Genomic DNA, 23,825 nt, shown 5'->3' on the forward strand with positions numbered 1-23,825 from the left:
TCGGACCGGCGGGGGCGTCGTCGTCAAGGATCAGGCGCCGGAGGGGGCGCCGTGGCAGGCCTTGTACTTCCGGCCCGACCCGCAGGGGCACGGCGCGTTGCGCGCCGGCTCCTTGGTGCCGGTGACCGTCGCGGTCTTGGCCGCCTTGGCCGGACCGCTCTCCTTGGGCGAGGCGTCCAGGCTCGGTGCCGAGTAGCTCAGCTGCTCGGTCGACCGGCGCGGCTCCTCCAGGCCCTTGACCGCCAGCTGCGGCCCGGTGCCCGTCGACGCCGGCTCGTCGGGAGCGGCCTGGGCCGGGCGGGCGGTGGGCGCCGACCGGCGGGCGGTCGGGGCCTTCGCCGGCGGCGCGACCGGAGCCTCGGGCTGCCCCCCGGCCGAGGCCGCCGGAGCCTCGGCCGGAGCGGGGGCGGCGGCCGCTGCCGCGGCGGCCGGGGCGGGGGTGGAGGCCGCTGCCGCGGCCTGCGCCGCCTTCGCGGCCGCGGCCTGGCGGGCCAGCACCCGCGCCGTCCCCTCCTGGGCGGCGGCGAGGGCCTTCGCCTCGGCCTCGGCCTGCTTGGCCGCGGCCTCCGCCTCCTGCTGCTCCTTGGTCTTGACCTCCAGGTTGAACAGGAAGCCGACCGACTCCTCCTTGATGCCGTCGAGCATCTGGTTGAACATGTCGTAGCCCTCGCGCTGGTACTCCACGACCGGGTCGCGGTTGGCCATCGCGCGCAGGTGGATGCCGGCCCGCAGGTAGTCCATCTCGTAGAGGTGCTCGCGCCACTTGCGGTCCAGCACCGACAGCAGCACCCGCCGCTCGAGCTCGCGGGTGACCTCCGAGCCGAGGGCGGCCTCCCGTTCCTCGTAGGCGCGGTGGACGTCGTCGAGCAGCTCCCGCTTCAGGACGTCGGCGGTCAGCCCCGCCTGGTCGCCGTCGGCCACGCGGTCGATCAGCTCGTCGCGGTCCAGGCCCACCGGGTAGAGGGCCTTGAGGCCGGTCCACAGCTGCTCGAGGTCCCAGTCCTCGGCGTACCCGGTCTCGGTCGCGCCGTCGACGTAGGCGCTGATCACGTCGTCGACCATCGCGCGCACCTGCTCGTGCAGGTCCTGGCCGTCGAGCACCTTGCGCCGCTCGTCGTAGATGACGGTGCGCTGGCGGTTGAGCACCTCGTCGTACTTCAGGACGTCCTTGCGGACCTCGAAGTTCTGCTGCTCGACCTGCGTCTGCGCCGAGCGGATCGCCCGGGTGACCATCTTCGACTCGATCGGCTGGTCGTCGGGGACCCGCAGCGTGGTCATCATCGACTCGAGCATCGGGCCGTTGAACCGGCGCATGAGGTCGTCGCCCAGCGACAGGTAGAACCGCGACTCACCCGGGTCGCCCTGCCGGCCGGAGCGGCCGCGCAGCTGGTTGTCGATGCGGCGGCTCTCGTGCCGCTCGGTGCCCAGCACGTACAGCCCGCCGGCGTCGGCGACCTCCTCGTGCTCGGCCTTGACCTGCTCCCTGGCCTTGGCCAGCGCGTCGTCCCAGGCGGCCTCGTACTCCTCCGGCGTCTCCGCCGGCGACAGCCCGCGGGCCCGCAGCGCCTCGTCGGCGATGAAGTCGGGGTTGCCGCCGAGCTGGATGTCGGTACCGCGGCCGGCCATGTTGGTGGCCACGGTGACCGCGCCCAGCCGCCCGGCCTGGGCGACGATGTGCGCCTCACGCGCGTGGTTCTTCGCGTTCAGGACCTCGTGCGGGATGCCGCGTCGCAGCAGCAGCTTGGAGAGCACCTCGGACTTCTCCACGCTGGCGGTGCCGACCAGCACCGGCTGGCCCTTCTCGTTCCGCTCGGCGATGTCGTCGATGACCGCGTCGAACTTCGCCTGCTCGGTCTTGTAGATGACGTCGGAGCGGTCCTCGCGGACCATCGGCCGGTTCGTCGGGATGGGGACGACGCCCAGCTTGTAGGTCTGGGAGAGCTCGGCGGCCTCGGTCTGGGCCGTGCCGGTCATCCCGGAGAGCTTCTCGTAGAGCCGGAAGTAGTTCTGCAGGGTGATCGTGGCGAGGGTCTGGTTCTCGTCCTTGATCTGCACCCGCTCCTTGGCCTCGATGGCCTGGTGCATGCCCTCGTTGTAGCGCCGTCCGGACAGCACCCGGCCGGTGAACTCGTCGACGATCAGCACCTCGCCGTTGGTGACGATGTACTGCTGGTCGCGGTGGTAGAGCTCCTTGGCCTTGAGCGCGTTGTTCAGGTAGCTGATCAGCGGGGAGTTGACCGCCTCGTAGAGGTTGTCGATGCCGAGCTGGTCCTCGACGAACTCGACGCCCTCCTCGGTGACGGCGACCGTGCGCTTGGCCTCCTCCACCTCGTAGTGGGTGTCGCGCTTCATCAGCGGCACGATCCGGGCGAACTCGACGTACCACTTGCCGGCCGACTCGGCCGGACCGCTGATGATCAGCGGGGTGCGGGCCTCGTCGATGAGGATGGAGTCGACCTCGTCGACGATCGCGTAGTGGTGCCCGCGCTGCACGAGGTCGGCCTTGCTCCAGGCCATGTTGTCGCGCAGGTAGTCGAAGCCGAACTCGTTGTTCGTGCCGTAGGTGATGTCGCAGGCGTACTGCTCGCGGCGGTGCGCCGGGCGCTCGCCGGAGAGGATCGTGCCGACCGACAGGCCGAGGAAGCGGTGCACCCGCCCCATCCACTCGGCGTCGCGCTTGGCCAGGTAGTCGTTGACCGTGACGACGTGCACGCCCTGGCCGGCCAGCGCGTTGAGGTAGGCCGGGAGGACGCCGGTCAGCGTCTTGCCCTCACCGGTCCGCATCTCGGCGATGTTGCCCAGGTGCAGCGCGGCGCCGCCCATGATCTGGACGCGGAAGTGCCGCTGGCCCAGCGTCCGGGTGGCGGCCTCGCGGACGACGGCGAAGGCCTCCGGCAGGAGGTGGTCGAGGGTCTCCCCCTCCTCCAGCCGCTCCCTGAACTCGTCGGTCTTGGCCCGCAGCTCCGCGTCGGTGAGGTCGGCGACGTCGTCCGCCAGCGACTCGACCGCGTCAGCGATCTTGTTCAGCCGTCGGAGGATCTTGCCCTCACCGGCACGGAGGATCTTCGAGAACACCACGTACCCCAGCGTAGGCGGCGTCCGCAGCGGGACAGGTGGTTGACGGCGACAATCCCGGGGTGGCGCACCACTTGGACGACCTGGGCCCCGGCCTGCTCACCTTCCTCACCGAACGGCACCTGGCCACGCTCACGACCCTGCGCCCGGACGGCAGCCCGCACGTCGTCCCGGTCGGGGTGACCTACGACGCGGCCACCCGCACCGCGCGGGTCATCACCTCGGGGGGCTCGGCCAAGGCCCGCCACGTGCGGTCGGGGCAGTCACGGGTCGCCGTCTGCCAGGTCGACGGACGCCGGTGGGTGACCCTCGAGGGGACGGCGGTGGTGCGGGAGGACGCCGCGTCGGTGGCCGACGCCGAGGACCGCTACGCCCGCCGCTACCGCACCCCGCGGGCGAACCCGGCGCGGGTGGTCCTGGAGATCTCGGTCGACCGCGTCCTGGGGAACGCCTGAGACTGCAGGCGTGGAACTGTCCGGCATCGACCTGACCACCGAGGTGGTGCGCACGGACCGGCTGGTGCTGCGCCCCCACCGCCCCGACGACGAGGACGCCGTCCTGCGCGCCTGCCAGGACCCGGGCATCCAGCAGTGGATCGCCACGGTCCCGGTGCCCTACACCCGGGCCGACGCCCGTGCCTGGGTGGCCGACGTGGCGCCACGGGAGCGGGCGGAGGGCCGCGGCCTGCCGGTGGCGGTCGAGGCCGACGGGGAGTTCGTGGGGTCGGGCGGCGTGCACCTGCGCGAGGGCCGGTTCGGGCCGGAGGTCGGCTACTGGATCGCGCCGTGGGCCCGTGGCCGCGGGTACGCCGCGGAGACGGCGCACGCGCTGGCGGAGTGGGCGCTGGGGCTGGGGGCACCCCGGGTGCACCTGGTCGCCGACGTGGACAACACCGCGTCGCAGATCGTCGCCGAGCGGGCCGGCTTCACCCGTGAGGGGCTGGTGCGCTCGTGCCTGGACCGGCGGGACGGCACCCGCGCGGACGCGGTGCTGTTCGGCCGGGTCGCCGGGGACTGAGACGGCGGGCGGGGCGCCTCCCGCGCTCCGCCCGCCGCGCGATCAGAGAGGGGCCGCCGCGGGCTGGGCGGGCTGCTGCTCGAGCTTGCCGTCGAGCGGGGCGTCGACGAGCCGGATGAGGCCGTAGTCGTAGGCGTGCCGCCGGTAGACCACCGTCGGCTGGCCGGTGTCGGCGCACTGGAACAGGAAGAAGTCGTGGCCGACCAGTTCCATCTCGTGGAGGGCCTGGTCGACGGTCATCGGGGTGGCGGGGTGGTGCTTCTCCCGGACGATCCGCCCGGGCAGGTGCTCGTCGAGGTCCGTGACGTGCGGCCCCTCGGCGGCGAGCTGACGTTCGCGGTCCAGTGCCTCGAGGACGCCGGGGTCGGCTCCACCGCCGACGCGGACGGTGGCGGGGGTGCGCCGACCGTGGTGCACGCGGCGGCGGTCGGCCGCCTTGCGCAACCGGTGCTCGAGCTTTCCGGCCGCCAGGTCGAGGCCGGAGTAGAAGTCCGGGGCGCTGGCCTCGGCTCGGATGACGGGGCCCTTGCCCCGGAGGGTGATCTCCACGCGCTGGCACTGCGAGGACTGGCGCGGGTTCTTCTCGTGGAAGAGCTCCACGTCGACGCGGAGGATCTTCAACTTGCCGTCGAAACGTTCGAGCTGGCCGACCTTGTCCTCGACGTGCTGTCGGTAGTGCTCGGGGACTTCGACGTTGCGGCCACGGACCACGATCTCCATGAGACCTCCCGGTAGGACGGGCTGTGATCGGTTCCACGCTAGTCGCCGTTCCCGGGTCCCGACAGTCGACCTTGACGGCCGCTTCGGCCGGGTCCGGGACCCCCCACCGGAGCCCCCGCGGAGGCCCGCCGGGGGGTGGCGGCGACCACCGCGGCGAGCACCGGCGGGCCCGGTTCCGGTACCACGGAGGCCAGCTGGGCGGCGGCCTCGGTGAGGGTCGCGCCGCTGGTCACGACGTCGTCGACCACCACGAGGGCCACGCCCGGTGGACGCGGTGGCGGCTCGCCGCGCAGGGCGAAGGTGCCGGCCAGGTTGGCCCGCCGCTGCGCCGCCGACAGCCCGGCGGAGTCACGGGCCCGCCCGGAGCGTCGCAGCAGCCGGACCTCCGCCGCCGGCAGCCCCGCGGCCCGCAGTTCGGCGACGGCGCGGCCGGTCAGCTCCCGCACGTGGTCGCGGCCGCGGGTGCGCAGCGCGGCCCGCCCGCTCGGCACCGGGACCAGCCACACCGGCCCGGGCACGGTCGGCAGCCCGGCGAGCACCCCGGCGACGGCGAGCGCCAGGGCCGCTCCCAGTGGACGGGCCAGCTCGGCGCGGCCACGCTCCTTGAACGCGTTGACCGCCGGGCGCACGGGGCCGGCGTAGGCGCCCGCGGCCACCGTGGGCGGGAACCCGGCCGGGAAGCGCCGCGGCTGGGCCAGGCGCGGCACGGTGAGCAGCGCCGCGCAGCGCCGGCACAGCACCGCGCCGGGCAGCTCGCACCCGGCGCACAGCCGCGGCAGGAGCAGGTCGGTCAGCGCCGCGAGCAGGCCGCCGTCCACTCCCCCAGCGTCGCCGTCGGGACGCCGTCGGCCCAGGGGCGGCCGGCATCTGTGGACACCGGCCGGCAGGTGGACACCGGCTCACACCGGGTAGAAGGGCTCCTCCCCCGGCAGCGGCTGCTCGCCGCGGACCAGCGTCACCCAGGTGCCGCCGGCCACCTGCCACTGCCAGATGGTGCCGCCGGCGCTCACCAGCGGCGGCCGGCCGGGGGCGGCCGCCACCCGGGTGGGCTGGCTGGGCAGCCCGGCCGTCGGCACGGCGGTCAGGCCCCAGCCGTCCACCCCGACCGTGTAGGGGACGACGCGGTCCTCACCGGCGTCCCCGGCCAGCACCAGAAGGCTGCCCGCCGTCCGCCAGGCCACGTCGGCGACCGAGGACAGCGTCGGCGCCACCTCCCGCAGGTCGCGCAGCGCGACGGGCCCCTCGTCGGAGCGCACCACGGTGCCGACGTAGAGAGCCTCGCGCTGCCCGTCGTCCACCACCACGGCGGCGCGGACGCCGTCGGGTGAGAGCTGCAGCTCCGAGGCGCGCCCGAGGCCGGGCAGCGTCGGCGCGCTGACCGACTGCGGGGTGCCGCCGGCCGGCACCCGGACGACCGCGCCGCCGTCCCGGATCAGCCAGAACTCCCCGCGCGTCGCGGCGACGGTCGGCTCGCTGAGGGTCGTGCCCGACAGCACCGCGGTCAGGTCACCGCCGTAGGCGCCGGCCAGCAGCGTCGCCTGGCCGTCGTCCCCGGTGGTGCCGACCATCGCCGTGGGCTCGCCGGTGCGCCGGTCGATCGAGACCGCGGCGCTGGTCAGCACGTAGGCGCCGGTGCCGGCCGGGCCGGGCGCCGCGGCGTTCTCGACCGTGCGCAGCGCCCCGGCCTGGACGTAGTGGCCGACCGCGCCGACCGGGACGGTGTCGGGGTCGAAGGCCGACCAGGTGTCGGTCGACTGCACCGGCGTGACGCCCTCGATGCGCAGCGGCTGACCGTCGACCAGGATGTCGACCGAGCTGACCGGCAACTGCTCGAGGGTCCACACCAGCTGGGCGGAGAGCTCGGCCAGCCGCGACGGCGGCGCGTCGCCCAGCCCGGTCAGGTCGACGGTGACCGACTCCGCCGAGACCGTCACCGTGCTGCGCAGCGAGACGCCGGCCAGCTCGTTGTGCACCCCCGCCGCCAGCGACGCGGACGGCCCGTCGAGCATCCGCTCGACGAGCACCGTCGGCTGCGCCTCCCCGCTGATCAGATACCGCGGGTCGGGCACCACCCGCTGCCCGGTGGGGTCGACGAAGTAGAGGTCCCGCCGCTCGTAGAGCCGCTCGAAGTCCGGTTCGAGGACCAGCAGCCCGTCCGGCGGGTTGGTGATCCGCGACTCCCCGTCGACCTCGGTGAGGGTGAACTCCCGGGTGTAGACCTCCTGCGCGCCCACGGTGAACACCCCGCGCTGGTCCACCGTGCCGACCAGCGTGGCGGTCACCACGACCGAGCCGGCGTCGGTGGTGACCGTCGCGTAGTCCTGGCCGAGGACGGTGATCCCGGCCTCGTCCGACCACGCGCCTGCCGCCTCCGGGGCCATGTGCTCCCGGGCCACGGGGTGGCCGCGGACCCGGCTGGCCCCGGCGTCGAGGAAGCCGCGCACGACCTCCTCCGGGGTCGCGCCCTGCTCCGGCGACAACGGCTCGATCCCGACGGCGCGGTCCTGCCGGGTGGGGGCCTGGGTGATCTGCACCGTCGGCGAGCTCGTCGGCACCGTCGAGCAGGCGGGCAGCAGCGCCGGTAGGAGAAGGGCCAGGACGGCGACGCGGCGCCTCACGATCGTGGTCCGGGACGGCGGGCGATCGCCGGGCGCAGCGGCAGCGGCGAGCTGGTGAGGTCCGCTCCGGCCGACAGCGGGAGCGTGAGGCGGAACTGCGCACCGACGCCGGGCTGGCCCCACACCTGCAGCCAGCCGCCGTGCAGGCGGGCGTCCTCCAGGCTGATCGACAGGCCCAGCCCGCTGCCGCCGACGGTGCGCACCCGCGACGGGTCGGCCCGCCAGAACCGGTCGAACACGTGCTGGGCCTCGGCCGAGGACAGGCCGACGCCGTGGTCGCGGACGGTCACCGCCGCCGCCGTCCGGTTGGCCGCCCAGGTGATCTCCACGGGGTGGCCGGCGCCGTGCTCGATGGCGTTGCCGACCAGGTTGCGCAGGATCCGCTCCACCCGCCGCGCGTCGACCTCGGCGATGACGTCGGAGCCGGGGCCGGTGACGGTCAGCTCGCAGCCGTGCCGCCGGGCCAGCGCCGACATGCCCCCCGCCACCCGGCCCACGAGGGCGCCGAGGTCGGTGGGCTCCCAGTCCAGGACGGCGGCCCCCGCGTCGTAGCGGCTGATCTCCAGCAGGTCGGTGAGCAGCGCCTCGAAGCGGTCCAGCTCGGTGTGCAGCAGCTCGGCGGAGCGGGCCACGTGCGCGGGGAAGTCGCCCCGGGACTCGTAGAGGATCTCGGCGGCCATCTGCACCGTGGTCAGCGGCGTCCGCAGCTCGTGGGAGACGTCGGAGGTGAACCGCTGCTGCAGCTGGGACAGCCCCTCCAGCTGCGTGATCTGGCGCTGGAGACTGTCGGCCATCGCGTTGAAGCTGGTGGCCAGCCGGGCGAGGTCGTCCTCTCCGCGCACGGTCATCCGCTCCTCCAGCTGCCCCTCGGCCAGCCGCTGGGCGATGCCGGCGGCGCGGCGGACCGGGTCCACGACCAGCCGGGTGACCAGCACCCCGATGCCGACGACGAAGAGCGTGAGCGCGATGCCGCTGATCACCACGGTGCTGCGGATCAGCGACAGGCTCTCCTCCTCCTGGTCGAGGGGGAAGGCGTAGTACAGCTCGATCCGCTCCGGCGCCGCGGCGTCGGTGGGCACGGGGGCGCCGATGAGCAGGGTCGGGCGGGGCTCGTCGGTCGCGTCCGGGATCATCGCGTACTGCGAGAACTGGCCGCCCGAGGCGACGTCGGCGCGCAGCTCGGCCGGGATCGCCGGGTAGACGAAGCGGCGGCTCGGGGCCGGCCGCTCGGTGTCGCCGCTCCGGTAGACCATGACGACGTCGAAGTCGCCGGCCGGGCCGCCGCGCTCCTTGAGCTGCTTGACGGTGCGGTCCAGGGTCGACCGGACGCTCGCGGCGTCGCCGGTCGCGATGCCGGCCACCTCGCTCTGCGCGTACAGCACCCCGGCCTGCGCCTGGTCCACCGCGGCCTGCCGTTTCACCGACAGCAGTTGGTCCCGGATCTGGGTGAACAGCACCATGCTCACGATCACGACGACGGTGCCGGCGACCACCATCGTGATGGCCCCGACCCGTACGTGCAGCGAGGAGCGCCACGCGTGCAGGGCGCGGGCGCCCGTCCGGCGCGCCAGCACCCGCGCCCGCACGACGCGGCGGCGCAGCCGGCGGCGGACCGACGCCAGGTCGGCCGGGCGCGCCTGCCGCGGCCCGGCCGGGGTCACCACCCCGGCGGAGGACGACGACGGCGCGTCGTCCTCCGCCGGCGCCGGGGTGGCCTCGGTCGCGGGCCGGGTCGTGCTCACGGTCCGGCGGGCCGGGTCACCGTCGCGATGCCCGCCGGCTCGATCACGGTGCCATGCGGTTCGCTCCCGCGGCCCGCTCCGCTCCTCGCTGGTTCCTCGCTGCGATGCTCACGGGCCTGTCCGCTCACGGCGGGCCGGCCTTGTAGCCCACGCCGCGCACGGTCAGCACGATCTCCGGCTTCTCCGGGTCGCGCTCGATCTTGGCCCGCAGCCGCTGCACGTGGACGTTCACCAGCCGGGTGTCGGCCGCGTGCCGGTAGCCCCACACCTGCTCGAGCAGCAGCTCGCGGGTGAACACCTGGCGCGGCTTGCGGGCCAGGGCCACCAGCAGGTCGAACTCCAGCGGGGTCAGCGCGATCGGGACGCCGTCCCGCGTGACCTGGTGGGCCGGGACGTCGATCTGGACGTCGCCGATGCTGAGGCTCTCCGCCTGGCCGGTCTCGCCGCGGCGCAGCTGGGCGCGCACCCGGGCGACCAGCTCGACGGGCTTGAACGGCTTGGTGACGTAGTCGTCGGCGCCGGCCTCGAGCCCCTGGACGACGTCGATCGTGTCGCCCTTCGCGGTGAGCATGACGATCGGCACCGTCGACTGTGTGCGGATGTCCTGGCAGATCTGCAGGCCGTTGCGGCCCGGCAGCATGAGGTCGAGCAGCACGATGTCGGGCCGGGTCTGCTGGAACACGCCCACCGCGCGGTTGCCGTCGGACACGAAGGCCGGTTCGTAGCCCTCGCGTCGCAGCACGATGCCGAGCATCTCGGCGAGAGCGGCGTCGTCGTCGACGACGAGGACACGGCCGCGGCTGGAGCCGTTCTGGGGAGCGGTGGGTGGCACGGCGCCCATTCTGCGCTGAAAGACGACGGAACGAGGGCACCCGCCCGGTCATCGACCGGACGGGTGCCCCACTGGTGTCACCCAGTCGCAGTAGTCCAGCTCCGGTGAGGTGCTGGAACGGCCCCTTCCAGAGCCTGGTGACGTCCTGGCACGGCCCCCTGCACGGCCCCGCCGCGAGCCGGCGAGGGGCGGGGGCAGGGGTCCTCTCAGTACCGGTAGTGGTCCGACTTGAAGGGGCCCTCCACCGACACGCCGATGTAGTCGGCCTGCACCTTGGTCAGCTCGGTCAGCTTCACCCCGAGCGCGTCGAGGTGCAGGCGCGCCACGTGCTCGTCGAGCTTCTTGGGCAGCACGGTCACGCCGGGCGCCTGGCCCTCGTAGGCGGCCCGGTTGGTCCACAGCTCGATCTGGGCCAGCACCTGGTTGGAGAAGGAGGCGCTCATGACGAAGCTGGGGTGGCCGGTGGCGTTCCCCAGGTTCAGCAGGCGCCCCTCGGAGAGCACGATGATCGTGTGGCCGTCGGCGAACCGCCACTCGTCGACCTGCGGCTTGATCGTCGTCCGGGTGATGCCGGGCGTGCGGGCCAGGCCGGCCATGTCGATCTCGTTGTCGAAGTGGCCGATGTTGCCGACGATCGCCTGGTGCTTGGTCTGCCCGAGCAGCTCGGCGGTGATGATGTCCTTGTTGCCGGTGGCGGTGATGATGATGTCGGCCTTGCCGATGACCTCCTCGAGGGTGGTCACCTCGTAGCCGTGCATCGCCGCCTGCAGCGCGCAGATCGGGTCGATCTCGGTGACGATCACCCGCGCGCCCTGGCCGCGCAGCGACTCCGCGCAGCCCTTGCCGACGTCCCCGTAGCCGCAGACGACGGCGACCTTGCCGCCGATCATCACGTCGGTGGCGCGATTGATGCCGTCGATCAGGGAGTGCCGGCAGCCGTAGAGGTTGTCGAACTTGCTCTTGGTGACCGAGTCGTTGACGTTGATCGCCGGGAACAGCAGCCGGCCGTCGCGGGCCAGCTCGTACAGGCGCATGACGCCGGTGGTGGTCTCCTCGGTGACGCCGGCGATGCCCTGGCCGATGCGGGTCCAGTACTGCCCGTCGGCGGCGAGGGTGCCGCGCAGGACGTCGAGGATGACGCCGTACTCCTCGGAGTCGGCCTCGGTCGTGTCCGGGACGGCCCCGTCGGCCTCGAAGCGGGTGCCCAGGTGCACGAGCAGGGTCGCGTCGCCGCCGTCGTCCAGGAGCATGTTCGGGCCGACGACGTCCCCGGCCTCGTTCCGGAACTCGAACAGCCGCTGCGTGCACCACCAGTACTCCTCCAGCGTCTCGCCCTTCCAGGCGAACACCGGGACGCCGGCAGGCTCCTCGGGGGTGCCGTCGCCGACGACGATCGCGGCGGCCGCGTGGTCCTGGGTGGAGAAGATGTTGCAGCTGACCCAGCGGACGTCCGCGCCCAGCGCGGTGAGCGTCTCGATGAGGACGGCGGTCTGCACGGTCATGTGCAGCGAGCCGGCGATGCGGGCGCCGGCCAGGGGCTGGGCCTCGCCGTACTCGGCGCGCAGCGCCATCAGGCCGGGCATCTCGTGCTCGGCGAGGGTGATCTCCTTGCGGCCGAAGCCGGCGAGGGAGAGGTCGGCGACCTTGAAGTCGCCGTCGTTCAGGACGCGGGTGCCGGTCGAGGCAGTCATGTCGCTCCAGGTTCCGGCCCGGCCACCCGGCCAGGCCATGCGTGTTCGCTGCGATCCCCGCGCACGGCGGGGAGAGCGAGCATGCCGAGGCTTCGGCGGGGCTCGTGCCGTCGTCCAGCGTACGCGGACGACGCCGCGGAGCTCACTCGCAGCCGACGCCGTCCCCGTCCCCGTCGAAGGCGTCCCGCCAGCCCGGCTCGCCCCGGCGGATGGGCGCGGCGCCGGCGGCCCGGACGGCGCCGCAGTCGGCGTAGCCGACCTCGGCCGGGGACGTCGCCGCCGGATCGCCACCGGGCAGTGGCTCCGCGGGGCAGTCCGACAGCACGGTGGCCGCGGCGTTGCGCTCGGCGCGGGTCACCCACAGCCCGTACCCGGACTTCACCGCGACCTGCCGGGCCACGTAGGCGCAGCGGTAGGACCGGTCGGGCGGCAGCCAGGTCGCGGCGTCGCCGTCCCCCTTCTGCATGTTCAGCGGGCCGTCGACGGCGAGCAGGTTCAGCGGGTCGTTGGCGAAGGCGGTGCGGCGGGCGGGATCCCAGCCCTGGGCGCCCTTCTGCCAGGCGTCGGACAGGGCGACGACGTGGTCGATCTGCACGTCGTCGCTGGTGTCCTGGCCGCGCCGGAACTCGATGGTGCGCCCGGAGTAGGGGTCGGCGAGGGTGCCGGTGAGGACGACGCAGTTGCGCGTCGTCTCGCCGGTCAGGTCGCGGGCCAGCACGTCGTTGCGGGTGTCGCAGCCGTTGCGGTCGACGTCGACCCAGCCGTCGCCGAAGCGGTCGCGCTCGTACCCGGTGCTCGGCGCGCGCCCCTTCACCGCCAGGTCCCCGAGGACCGCCAGCGCCGAGCCGGGCGGTGCGGTGTCGATCGCCTCCTGCGCGGCGGCGTCGGAGAGGACGCCGGTGGGCGGCCCGCTGGCGTCCTCGGCGAGCGGCTCGCAAGCGCTGAGGGCCCCGGCGAGCGCGAGCGCGGCCAGGGTCGACCGCACGCCGGCGCGGCGCCGGCGCGGGAGAGCGGTGGTGCGGGCGGTCACGGGCCTCCCCGGTGCGGAAGCGACGGGACGACGCTAGGCCGCCGTCCCGCCGCTCCCGGGGCGCCACGCCCCGGCTCACCCCGGCGTCGGCTGGCCCGGGTCGGTGATGCGGACGACGACCTGCTCGTTGTTGGACGTGTAGGCCACGTACTGGACCTGCGCGCCGGTGCGGTCCAGCCACTCCTCCCAGGCCCGGAACTCGTGCTGCTCCCAGCCGGGGAAGTTGAAGAACTCGTCGAAGACCAGCACCGATCCGGCGGCCAGCCGGGGCCCGACCTGGTCCAGCACCGTCACCGCCGAGGAGTAGAGGTCCCCGTCGACGTGCACGAAGTCGACCGTGCCGGGGTGGTCGGCCAGGAAGCCGGGGAGGGTGTCGTCGAACCAGCCCACCACCAGCTCGGCGCCGTCGACGTCCGGCAGCCCGCCCACGGCGAAGGCGCCCGCCCGGACGTGCGGCCGGTAGTCCTCGGGCAGGCCCTTGAAGGAGTCGAACCCGAAGACGTCGCGGCGCCCGCGTTCACGGGCGATGACCTCCAGGGACCGCCCCTCGAAGACGCCGAACTCCAGGGCCAGCCCGCCCCGCGGCGCGATCTGCACCCCGTACTCGAGGGTGCTCTCCCGGTCGTGGAAGGCGCGGGCCGTCGGCATCGCCCGCGCGGCGAACCGCGCCGAGCCCACGGCCGCGTCCCGCTCCCCCGCCGCCAGCAGGTCGCGGCGGGAGCGGAACTCCACCTCGTGGACCGCGCCGATCGCGCGGTCGACCTCGGCGGCGACGACGTCGCGGACCACCCGCGCCAGCCGCGCCTCGGCTGGTGCGACCACCGTCCGCACCAGCCACCGTCGGGCCGCCGCTGCGACCCTGCCCCGCCCCTGCCCTCGTCGTCCTCGCGCCATGCGACCGCCTCGTCCTCCCGGCGGCCGCCCCGGGCCGGCGCCGGACCTCCGGGGAACCTAGCGGTTCCCCGGCCCGCGCCGCCCCGGCTCGGTCGCGGCTACGGGCTGTCGAACAGCCGGCCCCACGTCGCGCGGGAGGTCAGCTCCGGGACGCCGGCCCGCCACCGGTCCCGGGCCTGGTCGCCCTCCCGGGACAGCCGCCACAGCACGGCCGCCCCGCGCCGGCTTAGGTCGCGCATCAGCTGCCGGTCGTAGCGGCGCACCCGGACGCCCTCCTGCGAGGGGTCGGTCACCACGGCGGTCTCGAACAGCGACACGTGCCACCAGTGGGCGTCGGCGTCGCTGATCGCGGCCTTGCCCTTCGCCTTGCCCAGCAGCTGCCAGAGGACGCGCTTGGCCAGCACGGACTTCGGCATCGACGGGGTCCCCCCGGCCACGGTGCGCTCGATCGCGTCGGCGTCCACGCCGGGCACTGCCGAGGCGGGGTGGTTCTTCGTCTCGGGGTGGGCCGACCACAGCGCGCGGATCTCGCGGGACACCCCCGCGCCGCCGTCGGCGAGCACCTCCGGGCCGCGCAGGAAGTCCTCGACCGCCTTGAGCATGAGCACCGCCAGGCCGTAGCGCATCGAGACCAGGTAGTTGGCCAGCTGGCGGGCCAGGTGCTCGACGATGCGCCCACGGTCGAACTCCCCGTGCAGGGCGCTGGTGATCAGCGAGTTGCGGAAGCTGAAGTACCGCGACCAGTCGTCCCAGTTCTTCCAGGCGAAGTCGGCGTGCCACACGCCGGCCCCCGGCAGCGTCACGGTCGGGAAGCCGGCGGCCCGGGCCCGCAGGCCGAACTCGATGTCGTCCCACTGGAAGAAGACCGGCAGCGGGTAACCGACCGCCGAGACCACCTCGGAGGGGATCAGGCAGGTCCACCAGGCGTTGTACGCCGCGTCGACCCGGACCTCCTGCTTCTCCTTGGTGACGTCGGCGTTGGTCAGCGCGTCGGGCACGGGCAGGCCCGCCCGCAGGATGTCCAGGTCGGCGGACTCGGCGCCGACGTGCAGCCGCTCGGGGTGGAACAGGTTGAGCATCTGGCCGCCGACGAGGATCGGCTTGGTGGCGGCGTCGGCGAGGCCGGTGAGGCGCACGGCGGTGTCCGGCTCCAGCCGGATGTCGTCGTCCATCAGCAGCAGGTTGACCCGGTCGACGGTCTCGTTGCGGACCGCCTCGTAGATGCCCCGGGTGAAGCCGCCCGCGCCGCCGAGGTTGGGCTGGCGCACGTAGCGCAGGACCGGCCCGAAGGCCTCCTGCAGCTGCGGGAACGCCGCCCGCGAGTCGACGGTGTCGGTGCCCTGGTCGATGACGTAGACCGCGCTCAGCCCCGAGGCGACCTCGACGTCCGAGGCGAGGGTCTGCAGGGTGGCGATGCAGTCGTCGGCCCGGTTGTAGGTGCAGATGACCACGGCCGTGGCACGGCGGCGCCGGACCGCGGGCACCGTCCAGCGCACCTGGGTGACGGTGAGCGGGGCGGCGGCGGTCTCGAACTCCAGCCACAGGGCGCCGCCGTCGACGAACCGGTCGATCGCCGCGGTGAGGCGCAGGTGCTCGGCGTCCGCGTCGCTCACCCGGGCGGTGGCCACCGTGCGCGCGACCCCCCGGCTGTCGGAGGCCATGACGCGGACCACCCCGGTGCCGCTGGCGACCAGGGTGACCCGGACCTGGTCGGCGGAGGTCCAGCGCTGCCAGTAGGAGGCGGGGAACCGGCCGAAGTAGGTGTTGGTCGAGACGACGGCGTGCGGGTCGAGGACGACGCGGTCACGCTCGCGCACCGCCGCACCCTCGGCCGCGATGCTGTAGAGGTCCGCGGGCGCCTCGGGGAAGAGCCCGGCGAAGAGGGTGCGCTGCACCAGCAGCCGTTCGCCCACCGGGGTCGCGGCGGGTGCACGCGTCTGGGGCGCGGTGGTCGGGGTCGAAAGGACCATGAGAAGCGGGTACTCCCGTCGAGCCGGTGATGAGCTGCGCCCGACCGTAACCGGGGTGGTCGGTACTCGGCCTGGGATCGGCCGTCTACCCAGGCAGTTCGCAGCGCGGCACGCTGCCGTGCCGGTCGGGTGTGGCGCTGCGTCTCCGATCGGTCACGCAGCGGTTCGACGGCGGCGACGCCGGCCCCACCACCAGGCGCCGGACTGCACGAGCACCACCAGGGCGGCGGCCGCGGCGGCGAGGGCGCCGGCGCGCAGCCCGGGTGCCCGGTACTCCAGCACGAGGGAGTGCTCCCCCGCCGGCACCTCGACCGCCAGCAGGCCGGCCGGGCCGTCGACCACCTCGACCGGTCGGCCGTCGACGGTCGCGGTGTACCCGGGCCAGGTCAGGCGCGCGAACAGCAGGCGGCCCGGCTCCGTGGCGCGGTAGCGGACCTCCTCGCGCCGGGCGGTGGCGGAGTCGGCGAGGACGGCGGTGCCGGGCGACGCCCAGGACACCCTGCCCTCGTCGTCCACGGGCCGGTCGCGCACCCAGACGACCCGCACCGGCGTCTCGAGGGCCACCCGCCAGCCCGGCGGCGGCTCGAGCGCGGCGACGTCCGGCCGCAGCGACCGCTGCACGACCAGGGTCGACACCTGCATCGCGTCGACCAGCGGGACGTCGTAGCCCGGGCCGGCCGGCTGCCAGACGCGGTCGAACGCCTCCGGGCAGGTCGCCCCGCGGTAGTCCATGCACAGCTCGGCGGTGAACTCGCGGAACCCGATGCCGCTGTAGCTGGTCACGGTCGACGCGCCGGTCGCCCGCGGCAGGTTGCCGAAGAGGATCTCGCCGTCGCGCATGTGCTCGGTGCCGACGCCGGCGAGGGCGGCCAGCTGCAGCACGGTGCCCTCGTAGGTCGACGTGCCCTCGGCCACCGACGGCAGGTCGTAGGCCGGCTGGGCCGGCGGCGGGGCGCCCTCCGGGCGGGCCGGGAACACGCTGGTCTGGAGGGTGAGGACGCACGCGGTGCCGGCGACCACCACCGCGCCGAGGGCCGGCAGGCCGCGACGGCGACCGGCCAGGACGGCCAGCGCGGTCAGCCCGGCGACGAGCAGCAGCCCCCCGAGGTGGACGCTGCCGAGGTCGGCCGGCTGCACCGCCCAGGCCAGGTAGTACCCGGCGGCGACGACGGCCGCGCTGACCACCGCCCGGGTGCGCACCGCGGTCGTGGCCAGGCCGGCGGAGAGGACGACGGCGAACAGCACCGCCACCGGCAGCCACAGGTACTCGACCAGGCGGACCGGCCACCGGAACAGCCAGAGGTTGGAGGGGCCCAGCGTGGCCAGCAGGTACCAGCCGCCCACGACGAACACGCTGACCAGCGAGCGCGCCCGGCGGCGCAGCCGGTCCCAGCGCAGCCACGGCAGCAGGGGCAGGACGAACCAGGCGAGGTAGGTGGAGGGCAGGCTCTCCAGCAGGGCGCCGTTCCAGTTGGTGATCGACGGCAGGTAGGTCGGCGAGCTGGCCGCCAGCAGGTCGCCGAGGTCGGGCACGAGGAACGTGTCGTTGACGACCTCGGCCAGCTGCTCCCGCGAGGACACCGCGTTGGCCCCCAGCAGCGGCAGGAAGACCAGGAGGGCGACCACCCCGACACAGGCGCCGAGCACGGCCAGGTGGACCAGCCGGGCCCACCGCCGGCGCAGCAGCAGCTCGACGCCGAGCGCCGCCACCACGACCGCCAGCCCGAGCGGCCCGTAGGGGTTGCCCGTGGTGACCGCCAGGAAGCCGAAGACGAAGGGGACCAGCGGGGTGAGCCGGCCGCGGGTGACCCGGTGCGCGGACCACCAGAAGTGCGTGACCCAGGTGAAGGCGAAGAGCCCGGCCGGCCAGCCGGACGCCTCGTACCAGAGGGTGAAGCCGGCCACCGGGAGTGCGGTCGCGACGACGGCGGCCGGCCAGCGGGCCGCACCGTAGCCGCGGGCCAGCAGGAACACGCCCATGGCCAGCAGCCCGAGGAACTCCACCATGACGACGAACGCGGCGAGCGACAGGTTGTCGAACGTGGAGACCAGCACGAAGTTCGCCAGGTTGACCGGGTTCCAGATGCCGGTCAGCGCCTCGGCGGCGTAGTTGCCGCCCACCCACCCGGCCGGGTCCATGGCCGGCCACTGCCCGGCGCGCAGCTGCCGGCCGAACAGGTGCCACAGCGGCGCGAACTGCTCGTGCTGGTCGCCCACGTAGTAGAAGAAGTCGCCCCGCCACTGGGGGATGACGCCCAGGGCCCACACCAGCGCCCCGATGCCGAGGGTGACCAGCCACTCGGGCAGCCGGCGGCGCCGCCGCGGCGCGGGGTGGTCGCCGGCGTCGGCGGCCACCTCGGGTGCCGCGGCGGGGGCGGGGTGCTCGTGGGTGCGCGCCGTCACCTGCGCACCTCTCGCGGCGCCGCGCCGACGGGCACCTCCGGCCGGCCGGACAGCACCCTGCGGGACAGCAGGTAGGTGACCGGGATCGCGGCGGCCGCGGCCACCAGGGGGGCGATGCGCTCGCCCATCCCGAACCACTCGACCAGGACCACGACGCCCACCGTCGTCATCACGTAGTTCGTCGCGTTGGTCAGCGGGAACAGCGCGAACTTCCGCCAGGTCGGCCGGGTGTGGAAGGTCCAGTAGCAGTTGAGGAAGAACGACACGACCATCGCCACCGCGATCGCGCACAGGTGCGCCGCCAGGTAGTGCACGACGGTGCGCAGCAGGAGGTAGCTGCCGTAGTAGACCCCGGTGTTGACGACGCCGACGACGGCGAACCGGGCGACGGGACGCAGCCGGGCCGGGATCACGGCCACGGTGCGGCGTCGCCCGGGACGGGGCTCGTCCCCGCGTCGCCGGCCGGACGCGACGCCGCGGCCCGCGTGCCGCTCCCCCGCGGGATCCGCCGCGTGACGTGCGCGGATCCGGTCTCCGCCGTCTGCGGGGCCTGCGCGCCGGGGGCTCGCACGGGGCCGGGGTGGACGGGGACGGCCTCGTTGACGCCGTCCGTGGCGACGTAGTTCCCGACCACGACCGTGCTGCGCGCCGGTGCCCGGGTCCGCCGCGGGGTGACCGTCGGCGCGTGGTCGTCGCTGGACTCGGCGACGAGGAAGTGCGGCCGCTGCTTGGACTCGTAGTAGATGCGGCCGACGTACTCCCCGATCACCCCGAGGAAGAGCAGTTGCAGCCCACCGAGGCCGATGACCGCGGCCACCAGGGTGATGTACCCGGGCACGGTGACGCCGTCGACGATGGCCGCGACCACGAGGAACGCGGTGTAGCCGAACGCCAGCGCGGTGACGACGAGACCCACGTAGATCGCCAGCCGCAGCGGGGCGTTGTTGAACGACATCACCCCGTCGATGCCGTAGTTGAGCAGCCGGCGCAGCGTCCAGCGGCTGGCGTCGCCGCCGTACCGGGACTCGTTGCGGTAGTCGATCGTGGCGGTCGGGAACCCGATCCAGGCGAACAGGCCCTTGGAGAAGCGGTTGTACTCGCCCAGTTGCAGCAGCGCGTCCACCGCGCGGCGGCTGAGCAGCCGGAAGTCCCCGACGCCGTCCTCGATGCGCACCTCGACGAGGGCGTTCACCAGCCGGTAGTACGTCCGCGAGAGCAGGGTGCGGCCGAGCGCGTCGCCGTCCCGGGTCCGGCGGGCCACCACCTGGTCGTGGCCCTGGTGGTGCAGCTCGAGCATGTCCACGATCAGTCGCGGGGGGTGCTGCAGGTCGGCGTCCATGATCACGACCGCGTCGCCGCGGGCGTAGGCCAGGCCGGCGAGCATCGCCGACTCCTTGCCGAAGTTCCGGCTCAGCGAGACGTACCGCACCCGGGGGTCCGCGACGCTGAGCTGCCGGAGCACCTCGACGGTGCGGTCCCGGCTGCCGTCGTCCACGAGCACGATCTCCAGCTCGACGCCGGTCGGCTGCACCGCCGCGCGGACCTGGTCCACCAGTTCCGGGAGCACGCGCTCCTCGTTGTGGCACGGCACGACGACGGACAGCAACATGCCCGCCATCCTCCCGGAACGGGAGCCGGTGCGCAGGCGACTGCTGCGCGGCGGTCTCCGGCGCCGCGGGGTCAGCGCAGCTGGGTGGTGGTGCGGTACAGGACGGCCGGCCCGCGGGCGGTGACCGGCTCACCGGCGGGGACGAACGCCGACTGCCCCTTACCCAGCACCAGCTCGCCGTCGGCCGCGGCCAGGACGGCGCGCCCGTCGGTGCACAGCAGCACCTGCGGCCCGCGGGTGGTGAGGACGCCGGCCTGCTCGTCGAGCTGGACGTGGGTGAGGTCGAAGTCCTGCACGGGCACCGGGTAGCGCAGTCCTCCCGGGCCGAGGACGGGGTGGATGACCGGCACGCGCCCGTCGCTGAAGTCGAGCACCTCGATGAGCGCCGCCAGGTCCACGTGCTTGGCGGTCAGGCCGCCGCGCAGGACGTTGTCGGAGCTGGCCATGACCTCCACGCCGGCCCCGCTGAGGTAGGCGTGCAGGTTGCCGGCAGGCAGGAAGACCGCCTCCCCCGGCGCCAGCTTGAGGTGGTTGCACATCAGCGAGATGACGACGCCCGGGTCACCCGGGTAGGTCTCGGCCAGCGTCGCTGCCCAGCGGTAGGTGTTGATGAACTCCGGGTCGTGCGCGGCCACGAAGCGGGCCGCGGCCTCGGCGACGGCCTGGACCAGCGAGGTCCGGCGCCGGCCGGACAGTGCCAGCAGCTGCGGGATGGCCGCGCGCAGCCCGCCGCGGGCCAGCGCGGCGATCGTCGGCTTGAGCTCCGGCAGCTGGAGCTTGGCCAGGCAGTGCAGCGACTCCTCGACCGGCCGGAAGCCGCACAGGGCCTCGAAGGTGGTCAGGGCCAGCAGCAGCTCGGGCTTGTGCCACGGGTCCTTGAACGTCCGCGTGGGGTCGTCGTGCGGCACCCCGGCGGCTTCCTCGGCGGCGAACCCCGCCGCGGCCTGCTCCATGGTGGGGTGCGCCTGCAGTGACAGCGGCGCGTCGGCGGCGAGCACCTTCATGAGGAAGGGCAGGCGCGGCCCGAACCGCTCGACCACCGGCGCACCGAGCAGCCGCTCCGGCTCCTCGGCGATGGCCCGGTCCAGCGGCCGGCCGTCGGCCAGCACGCTCGGCTGGTCGGGGTGCGCGCCCATCCAGAGCTCGGCGTGCGGCAGCTGCGCGGGGGTGGGCTCCCCGAGGAGCTCCGGGATGACGGTCCGGCTGCCCCAGGGGTAGAAGCGGACCGCACTGGTGAGCTGCCACATCACGGAGGAGGCTACTGGCGACTCGAGCACAGCAGGGATGTCGGAACGCCCACGTACCGGATGGAGTGCACCCCCATCAGCCTGCCCCATCGGGGTGAGTCGGTCGGCCGCCACCGGTCCGTCCCCCGCAGGCCCCGGTCCGCCCTCGCTCGGAGCGCTCCCTGCGGTGCCCCTCGGGGAACGGCTGTCTCAGACGGCGGACCGCACGTCCGGTGCGCCCAGCCGCGCGGCGTCCGCGGTGCGGTCGTCGGGCATCCGCTGCGACTCCCGCTCGGCCTCCACCCGCGCTGCGTAGTGCGCGACCTCGCGCGCTACGCGCTCGGCGTCCCACCCCAGCGGCCCGGCCATCAGCTCCGCCACCGCCGGCGCGGACTCGGTGCCGCGGTGCGGCGTGGTGATCGACACCCGCGTGCGCCGGGTGAGGACGTCGTCCAGGTGCAGCGCCCCCTCGGCGGTGACCGCGTGCACGACCTCGGCGGCCAGGTGCGCGGGCGCCCCGGGCAGTGGAAGGCCCAGCGCCGGGTCGGCGCGGACCAGGTCCAGCACCTCGGTCACCTGGTCGCCGTGGCGGTGCAGCAGCCGGTCGACGGCGTCCTCGGGCAGGCCGGAGGCGGCGGCCAGCTCGGCGGCGCGCTGCCGGACGGCGTCCCAGCCGTGCGCGCCCACCAGTGGCAGGTGCGCGGTCCGCGACGGGGGGACGCCGGGCAGCCCGGCGGTGGCGGCGTCGACGGCGTCGGCCGCCATCACCCGGTAGGTCGTGTACTTGCCACCGGCGACCAGCACCAGCCCGGGGACGGGGGTGACGACGGCGTGCTCGCGGGACAGCCGGCTGGTCTGGTCGGCCTCCCCCGCCAGGAGCGGCCGCAGCCCGGCGTAGACCCCGACGACCTGGTCGCCGGTGACCGGCTTGGCCAGCACCCGGTTGACCTGGTCGAGCAGGTAGGCGATGTCGGCGCTGCTGGCCGCCGGGTGGTCGCGGTCGAGCTTCCACGGGGTGTCGGTGGTGCCGATGATCCACTGCTCGCCCCACGGGATCACGAACAGCACGCTGGTCGGCGTCCGCAGGATCAGCCCGGTCCGCTCCCCGTCCGGGACGTCCCCGACGTCGATCGCCGACCGGGGCACGACCAGGTGCACGCCCTTGGAGGCGCGGACCCGCAGGCTGGGCGCGGTCGTGCCGAGCATCGCGCCGACGTCGTCGCTCCAGACGCCGGTGGCGGCCACGACGCTGCGCGCCCGCACCGGGAACGACGACCCGTCGGTCAGGTCGGACACCCGCACGCCGACCACCGGGGCACTGCTGCCCTCGCCGTCCCGCAGCAGCCCGGTCACGCGGGCACTGGAGAGCACGCGGGCGCCGTAGCCGGCCGCCGTCCGCACGACGGCGAGGGTGTGCCGGGCGTCGTCCACCTGGGCGTCCCAGTAGCGGATGGCGCCGACCACCGCGTCGGGGCGCAGCGCCGGGAAGGCGGCCAGGGTCGCCCGGCGGGACAGGTGCCGGTGGACCGGGACGACACGCTCGGCGTCCAGTGCGCTGCTGAGGACGTCGTACAGCGCCACGCCCGCCCCGTAGTAGGCGCGCTGCCAGGCCGGAGCGGTGAGCGGGAGCAGGAACGGCAGCGGCCGGACCAGGTGCGGGGCGATCGTCTGCACCAGGCGGGTGCGCTCGTGCAGCGCCTCGCGCACCAGCGGGAAGGCCAGCTGCTCGAGGTAGCGCAGGCCGCCGTGGACGAGCTTGCTGGAGCGGCTGGAGGTGCCCGCCGCCCAGTCCCGCGCCTCCAGCAGCCCGACCGACAGCCCCCGGCTGGCGGCGTCCAGGGCGGCGCCGGCCCCGGTCACGCCCCCACCGACGACGAGCACGTCCACCACCTCGTCGGCCAGCAGCGCCCGGTCGGCGCGCCGCCGCTCCGGCGAGAGGTGCGTGCGGCTCATGCCCCCACTCTGCTCCGGCTGCCACCCGGGCGGGGTGCGACCTGGATCACTCCCCTGGCGGGCTCAGTGGGCCGCCCCGGCCTTGCGCCGGTGGAACAGGCTCATGACCGCCACGATCAGACCACCGACGAGGAGGCCGAAGAGGGCGCTGGCGAGCGTGTTGACCAGCCAGCCGAGGACGCCCCCGACAGCGCCGGCGGCCTCGTGGACCGCCTCCTCCCAGTGGTGCACCGTCCCGTAGAGGAGGTGCAGCCCCAGCTCGTCGGTGCCGACCAGCAGGATGTGCCCGCCGACCCACAGCATCGCGGCCGTGCCGACCACGGTGATGACAGCGAGCAGCTTCGGCATCGCCTTCACCATGCCGTGGCCCAGCCGGGACACCGCCTTCGAGGAGCGCTGCGACAGGTTCAGGCCGACGTCGTCCATCTTCACGATGAGGCCGACGACGCCGTACACGAGGAGCGTGATGCCGATCGCGACGACCGCGAGGATGACCGCCCGGGCCCAGAAGCCCTCGTCGACCACCTCGTTCAGCGAGATCACCATGATCTCCGCGGACAGGATGAAGTCGGTCCGCACGGCCCCGGACACGATGGTGTCCTCGTCCGGCGGCCCCGCCTCCTCCGCACCGTGGGCGTCGCCGTGGCCGCGCAGCTTGTGCCAGACCTTCTCCGCGCCCTCGTAGGACAGGTAGGCGCCGCCGACCATGAGGATCGGCGTGAGCAGCCACGGGAGGAACTGGCTGAGCAGCAGCACCGCGGGCAGCAGGATGAGCAGCTTGTTGCGCAGCGACCCCATGGCGATGCGCTTGATGATCGGGATCTCGCGCTCGGCGGCCAGGCCGTGCACGTACTGGGGGGTGACCGCGGTGTCGTCGACCACGACGCCGGCGGCCTTCGCGCTGGCCTTGCCGGCAGCGGCACCGATGTCGTCGACGGATGCCGCGGCGGCGCGCGCCAGCGTCGCGACGTCGTCGAACAGGGCTACGAGTCCACCCGCCACGGGAGGTCCTTCCGGTCGGTCAGCACCGGCGTGCTGTCTCGGT

The 23,825-nt window shown here is 74.2% G+C and carries 18 protein-coding genes; 2 read left to right on the forward strand and 16 right to left on the reverse strand.

Features of this window, described 5'->3' with window-relative positions:
- Window positions 1-30: 30 nt before the first annotated feature.
- Window positions 31-3,078 (reverse strand): preprotein translocase subunit SecA, encoded by a 3,048-nt coding sequence (gene secA, locus ACI78Q_RS13140; protein WP_456923832.1) that lies wholly within the window; start codon window positions 3,076-3,078, stop codon window positions 31-33.
- 59 nt (window positions 3,079-3,137) lie between these two features.
- On the opposite strand from secA, the gene ACI78Q_RS13145 reads away from it, so the two are divergent.
- Both ACI78Q_RS13145 and ACI78Q_RS13150 read left to right on the forward strand, forming a co-directional pair.
- Complete coding sequence (locus ACI78Q_RS13145; protein WP_456923833.1) at window positions 3,138-3,530, forward strand: PPOX class F420-dependent oxidoreductase; 393 nt, start codon at window positions 3,138-3,140, stop codon at window positions 3,528-3,530.
- 10 nt (window positions 3,531-3,540) lie between these two features.
- Window positions 3,541-4,092, forward strand: a complete 552-nt coding sequence (locus ACI78Q_RS13150) for a GNAT family N-acetyltransferase (RefSeq protein WP_456923834.1) — start codon at window positions 3,541-3,543, stop codon at window positions 4,090-4,092.
- A gap of 42 nt (window positions 4,093-4,134) precedes the next feature.
- Here the strand turns inward: ACI78Q_RS13150 and hpf are convergent, their stop codons facing one another.
- From hpf to ACI78Q_RS13225, 15 genes are all read right to left on the reverse strand, one after another.
- A complete protein-coding gene (hpf, locus tag ACI78Q_RS13155; protein ID WP_456923835.1) occupies window positions 4,135-4,812 on the reverse strand; it encodes a ribosome hibernation-promoting factor, HPF/YfiA family in 678 nt (225 codons plus the stop codon).
- A gap of 38 nt (window positions 4,813-4,850) precedes the next feature.
- Window positions 4,851-5,630, reverse strand: coding sequence for a ComF family protein (locus ACI78Q_RS13160; RefSeq protein ID WP_456923836.1), 780 nt, complete (start codon window positions 5,628-5,630; stop codon window positions 4,851-4,853).
- Between the two features lie 81 nt (window positions 5,631-5,711).
- On the reverse strand, window positions 5,712-7,430 hold the full coding sequence (locus ACI78Q_RS13165; protein ID WP_456923837.1) for an LpqB family beta-propeller domain-containing protein: 1,719 nt from the start codon (window positions 7,428-7,430) through the stop codon (window positions 5,712-5,714).
- Window positions 7,427-9,172 carry an MtrAB system histidine kinase MtrB gene (gene mtrB / locus ACI78Q_RS13170; RefSeq protein ID WP_456923838.1) on the reverse strand — a complete coding sequence of 582 codons (1,746 nt, stop codon included), beginning with the start codon at window positions 9,170-9,172 and terminating at the stop codon, window positions 7,427-7,429. The genes ACI78Q_RS13165 and mtrB overlap by 4 nt, the downstream gene beginning before the upstream one ends.
- A gap of 124 nt (window positions 9,173-9,296) precedes the next feature.
- Window positions 9,297-10,013: an MtrAB system response regulator MtrA gene (mtrA, locus tag ACI78Q_RS13175; protein ID WP_456851630.1), complete on the reverse strand. Its 717-nt coding sequence runs from the start codon at window positions 10,011-10,013 to the stop codon at window positions 9,297-9,299.
- 197 nt (window positions 10,014-10,210) lie between these two features.
- Window positions 10,211-11,695: an adenosylhomocysteinase gene (gene ahcY, locus ACI78Q_RS13180; RefSeq protein ID WP_456923839.1), complete on the reverse strand. Its 1,485-nt coding sequence runs from the start codon at window positions 11,693-11,695 to the stop codon at window positions 10,211-10,213.
- 142 nt (window positions 11,696-11,837) lie between these two features.
- Window positions 11,838-12,725, reverse strand: a complete 888-nt coding sequence (locus tag ACI78Q_RS13185; protein WP_456923840.1) for a GmrSD restriction endonuclease domain-containing protein — start codon at window positions 12,723-12,725, stop codon at window positions 11,838-11,840.
- Window positions 12,726-12,800: 75 nt separating this feature from the next.
- Window positions 12,801-13,547 (reverse strand): class I SAM-dependent methyltransferase, encoded by a 747-nt coding sequence (locus ACI78Q_RS13190; RefSeq protein ID WP_456923841.1) that lies wholly within the window; start codon window positions 13,545-13,547, stop codon window positions 12,801-12,803.
- Window positions 13,548-13,717: 170 nt separating this feature from the next.
- Window positions 13,718-15,589, reverse strand: a complete 1,872-nt coding sequence (locus ACI78Q_RS13195) for a glycosyltransferase (protein WP_456923842.1) — start codon at window positions 15,587-15,589, stop codon at window positions 13,718-13,720.
- A gap of 153 nt (window positions 15,590-15,742) precedes the next feature.
- Window positions 15,743-17,992, reverse strand: coding sequence for a hypothetical protein (locus tag ACI78Q_RS13200; RefSeq protein WP_456923843.1), 2,250 nt, complete (start codon window positions 17,990-17,992; stop codon window positions 15,743-15,745).
- A complete protein-coding gene (locus tag ACI78Q_RS13205) occupies window positions 17,989-18,411 on the reverse strand; it encodes a GtrA family protein (protein ID WP_456923844.1) in 423 nt (140 codons plus the stop codon). The genes ACI78Q_RS13200 and ACI78Q_RS13205 overlap by 4 nt, the downstream gene beginning before the upstream one ends.
- Entirely contained in the window at window positions 18,402-19,601 is a 1,200-nt protein-coding gene (locus ACI78Q_RS13210; RefSeq protein WP_456923845.1) for a glycosyltransferase family 2 protein, read from the reverse strand. The genes ACI78Q_RS13205 and ACI78Q_RS13210 overlap by 10 nt, the downstream gene beginning before the upstream one ends.
- A gap of 71 nt (window positions 19,602-19,672) precedes the next feature.
- A complete protein-coding gene (gene manA, locus ACI78Q_RS13215) occupies window positions 19,673-20,848 on the reverse strand; it encodes a mannose-6-phosphate isomerase, class I (protein WP_456923846.1) in 1,176 nt (391 codons plus the stop codon).
- 189 nt (window positions 20,849-21,037) lie between these two features.
- Entirely contained in the window at window positions 21,038-22,780 is a 1,743-nt protein-coding gene (locus ACI78Q_RS13220; protein ID WP_456923847.1) for a glycerol-3-phosphate dehydrogenase/oxidase, read from the reverse strand.
- A gap of 63 nt (window positions 22,781-22,843) precedes the next feature.
- Window positions 22,844-23,782 (reverse strand): DUF808 domain-containing protein, encoded by a 939-nt coding sequence (locus ACI78Q_RS13225; RefSeq protein ID WP_456923848.1) that lies wholly within the window; start codon window positions 23,780-23,782, stop codon window positions 22,844-22,846.
- Window positions 23,783-23,825 lie beyond the last annotated feature (43 nt).

The sequence above is a fragment of the Geodermatophilus sp. SYSU D00705 genome (genome assembly GCF_054050135.1).

Excerpts from the sequence above, each read along its gene's own strand:
- mtrA (WP_456851630.1), bottom strand. The coding sequence starts at position 10,013 with ATGGGCGCCGTGCCACCCACCGCTCCCCAGAACGGCTCCAGCCGCGGC.
- ACI78Q_RS13210 (WP_456923845.1), bottom strand. The coding sequence starts at position 19,601 with ATGTTGCTGTCCGTCGTCGTGCCGTGCCACAACGAGGAGCGCGTGCTC.
- manA (WP_456923846.1), bottom strand. The coding sequence starts at position 20,848 with ATGTGGCAGCTCACCAGTGCGGTCCGCTTCTACCCCTGGGGCAGCCGG.
- ACI78Q_RS13195 (WP_456923842.1), bottom strand. The coding sequence starts at position 15,589 with ATGGTCCTTTCGACCCCGACCACCGCGCCCCAGACGCGTGCACCCGCC.
- ACI78Q_RS13220 (WP_456923847.1), bottom strand. The coding sequence starts at position 22,780 with ATGAGCCGCACGCACCTCTCGCCGGAGCGGCGGCGCGCCGACCGGGCG.
- hpf (WP_456923835.1), bottom strand. The coding sequence starts at position 4,812 with ATGGAGATCGTGGTCCGTGGCCGCAACGTCGAAGTCCCCGAGCACTAC.
- ahcY (WP_456923839.1), bottom strand. The coding sequence starts at position 11,695 with ATGACTGCCTCGACCGGCACCCGCGTCCTGAACGACGGCGACTTCAAG.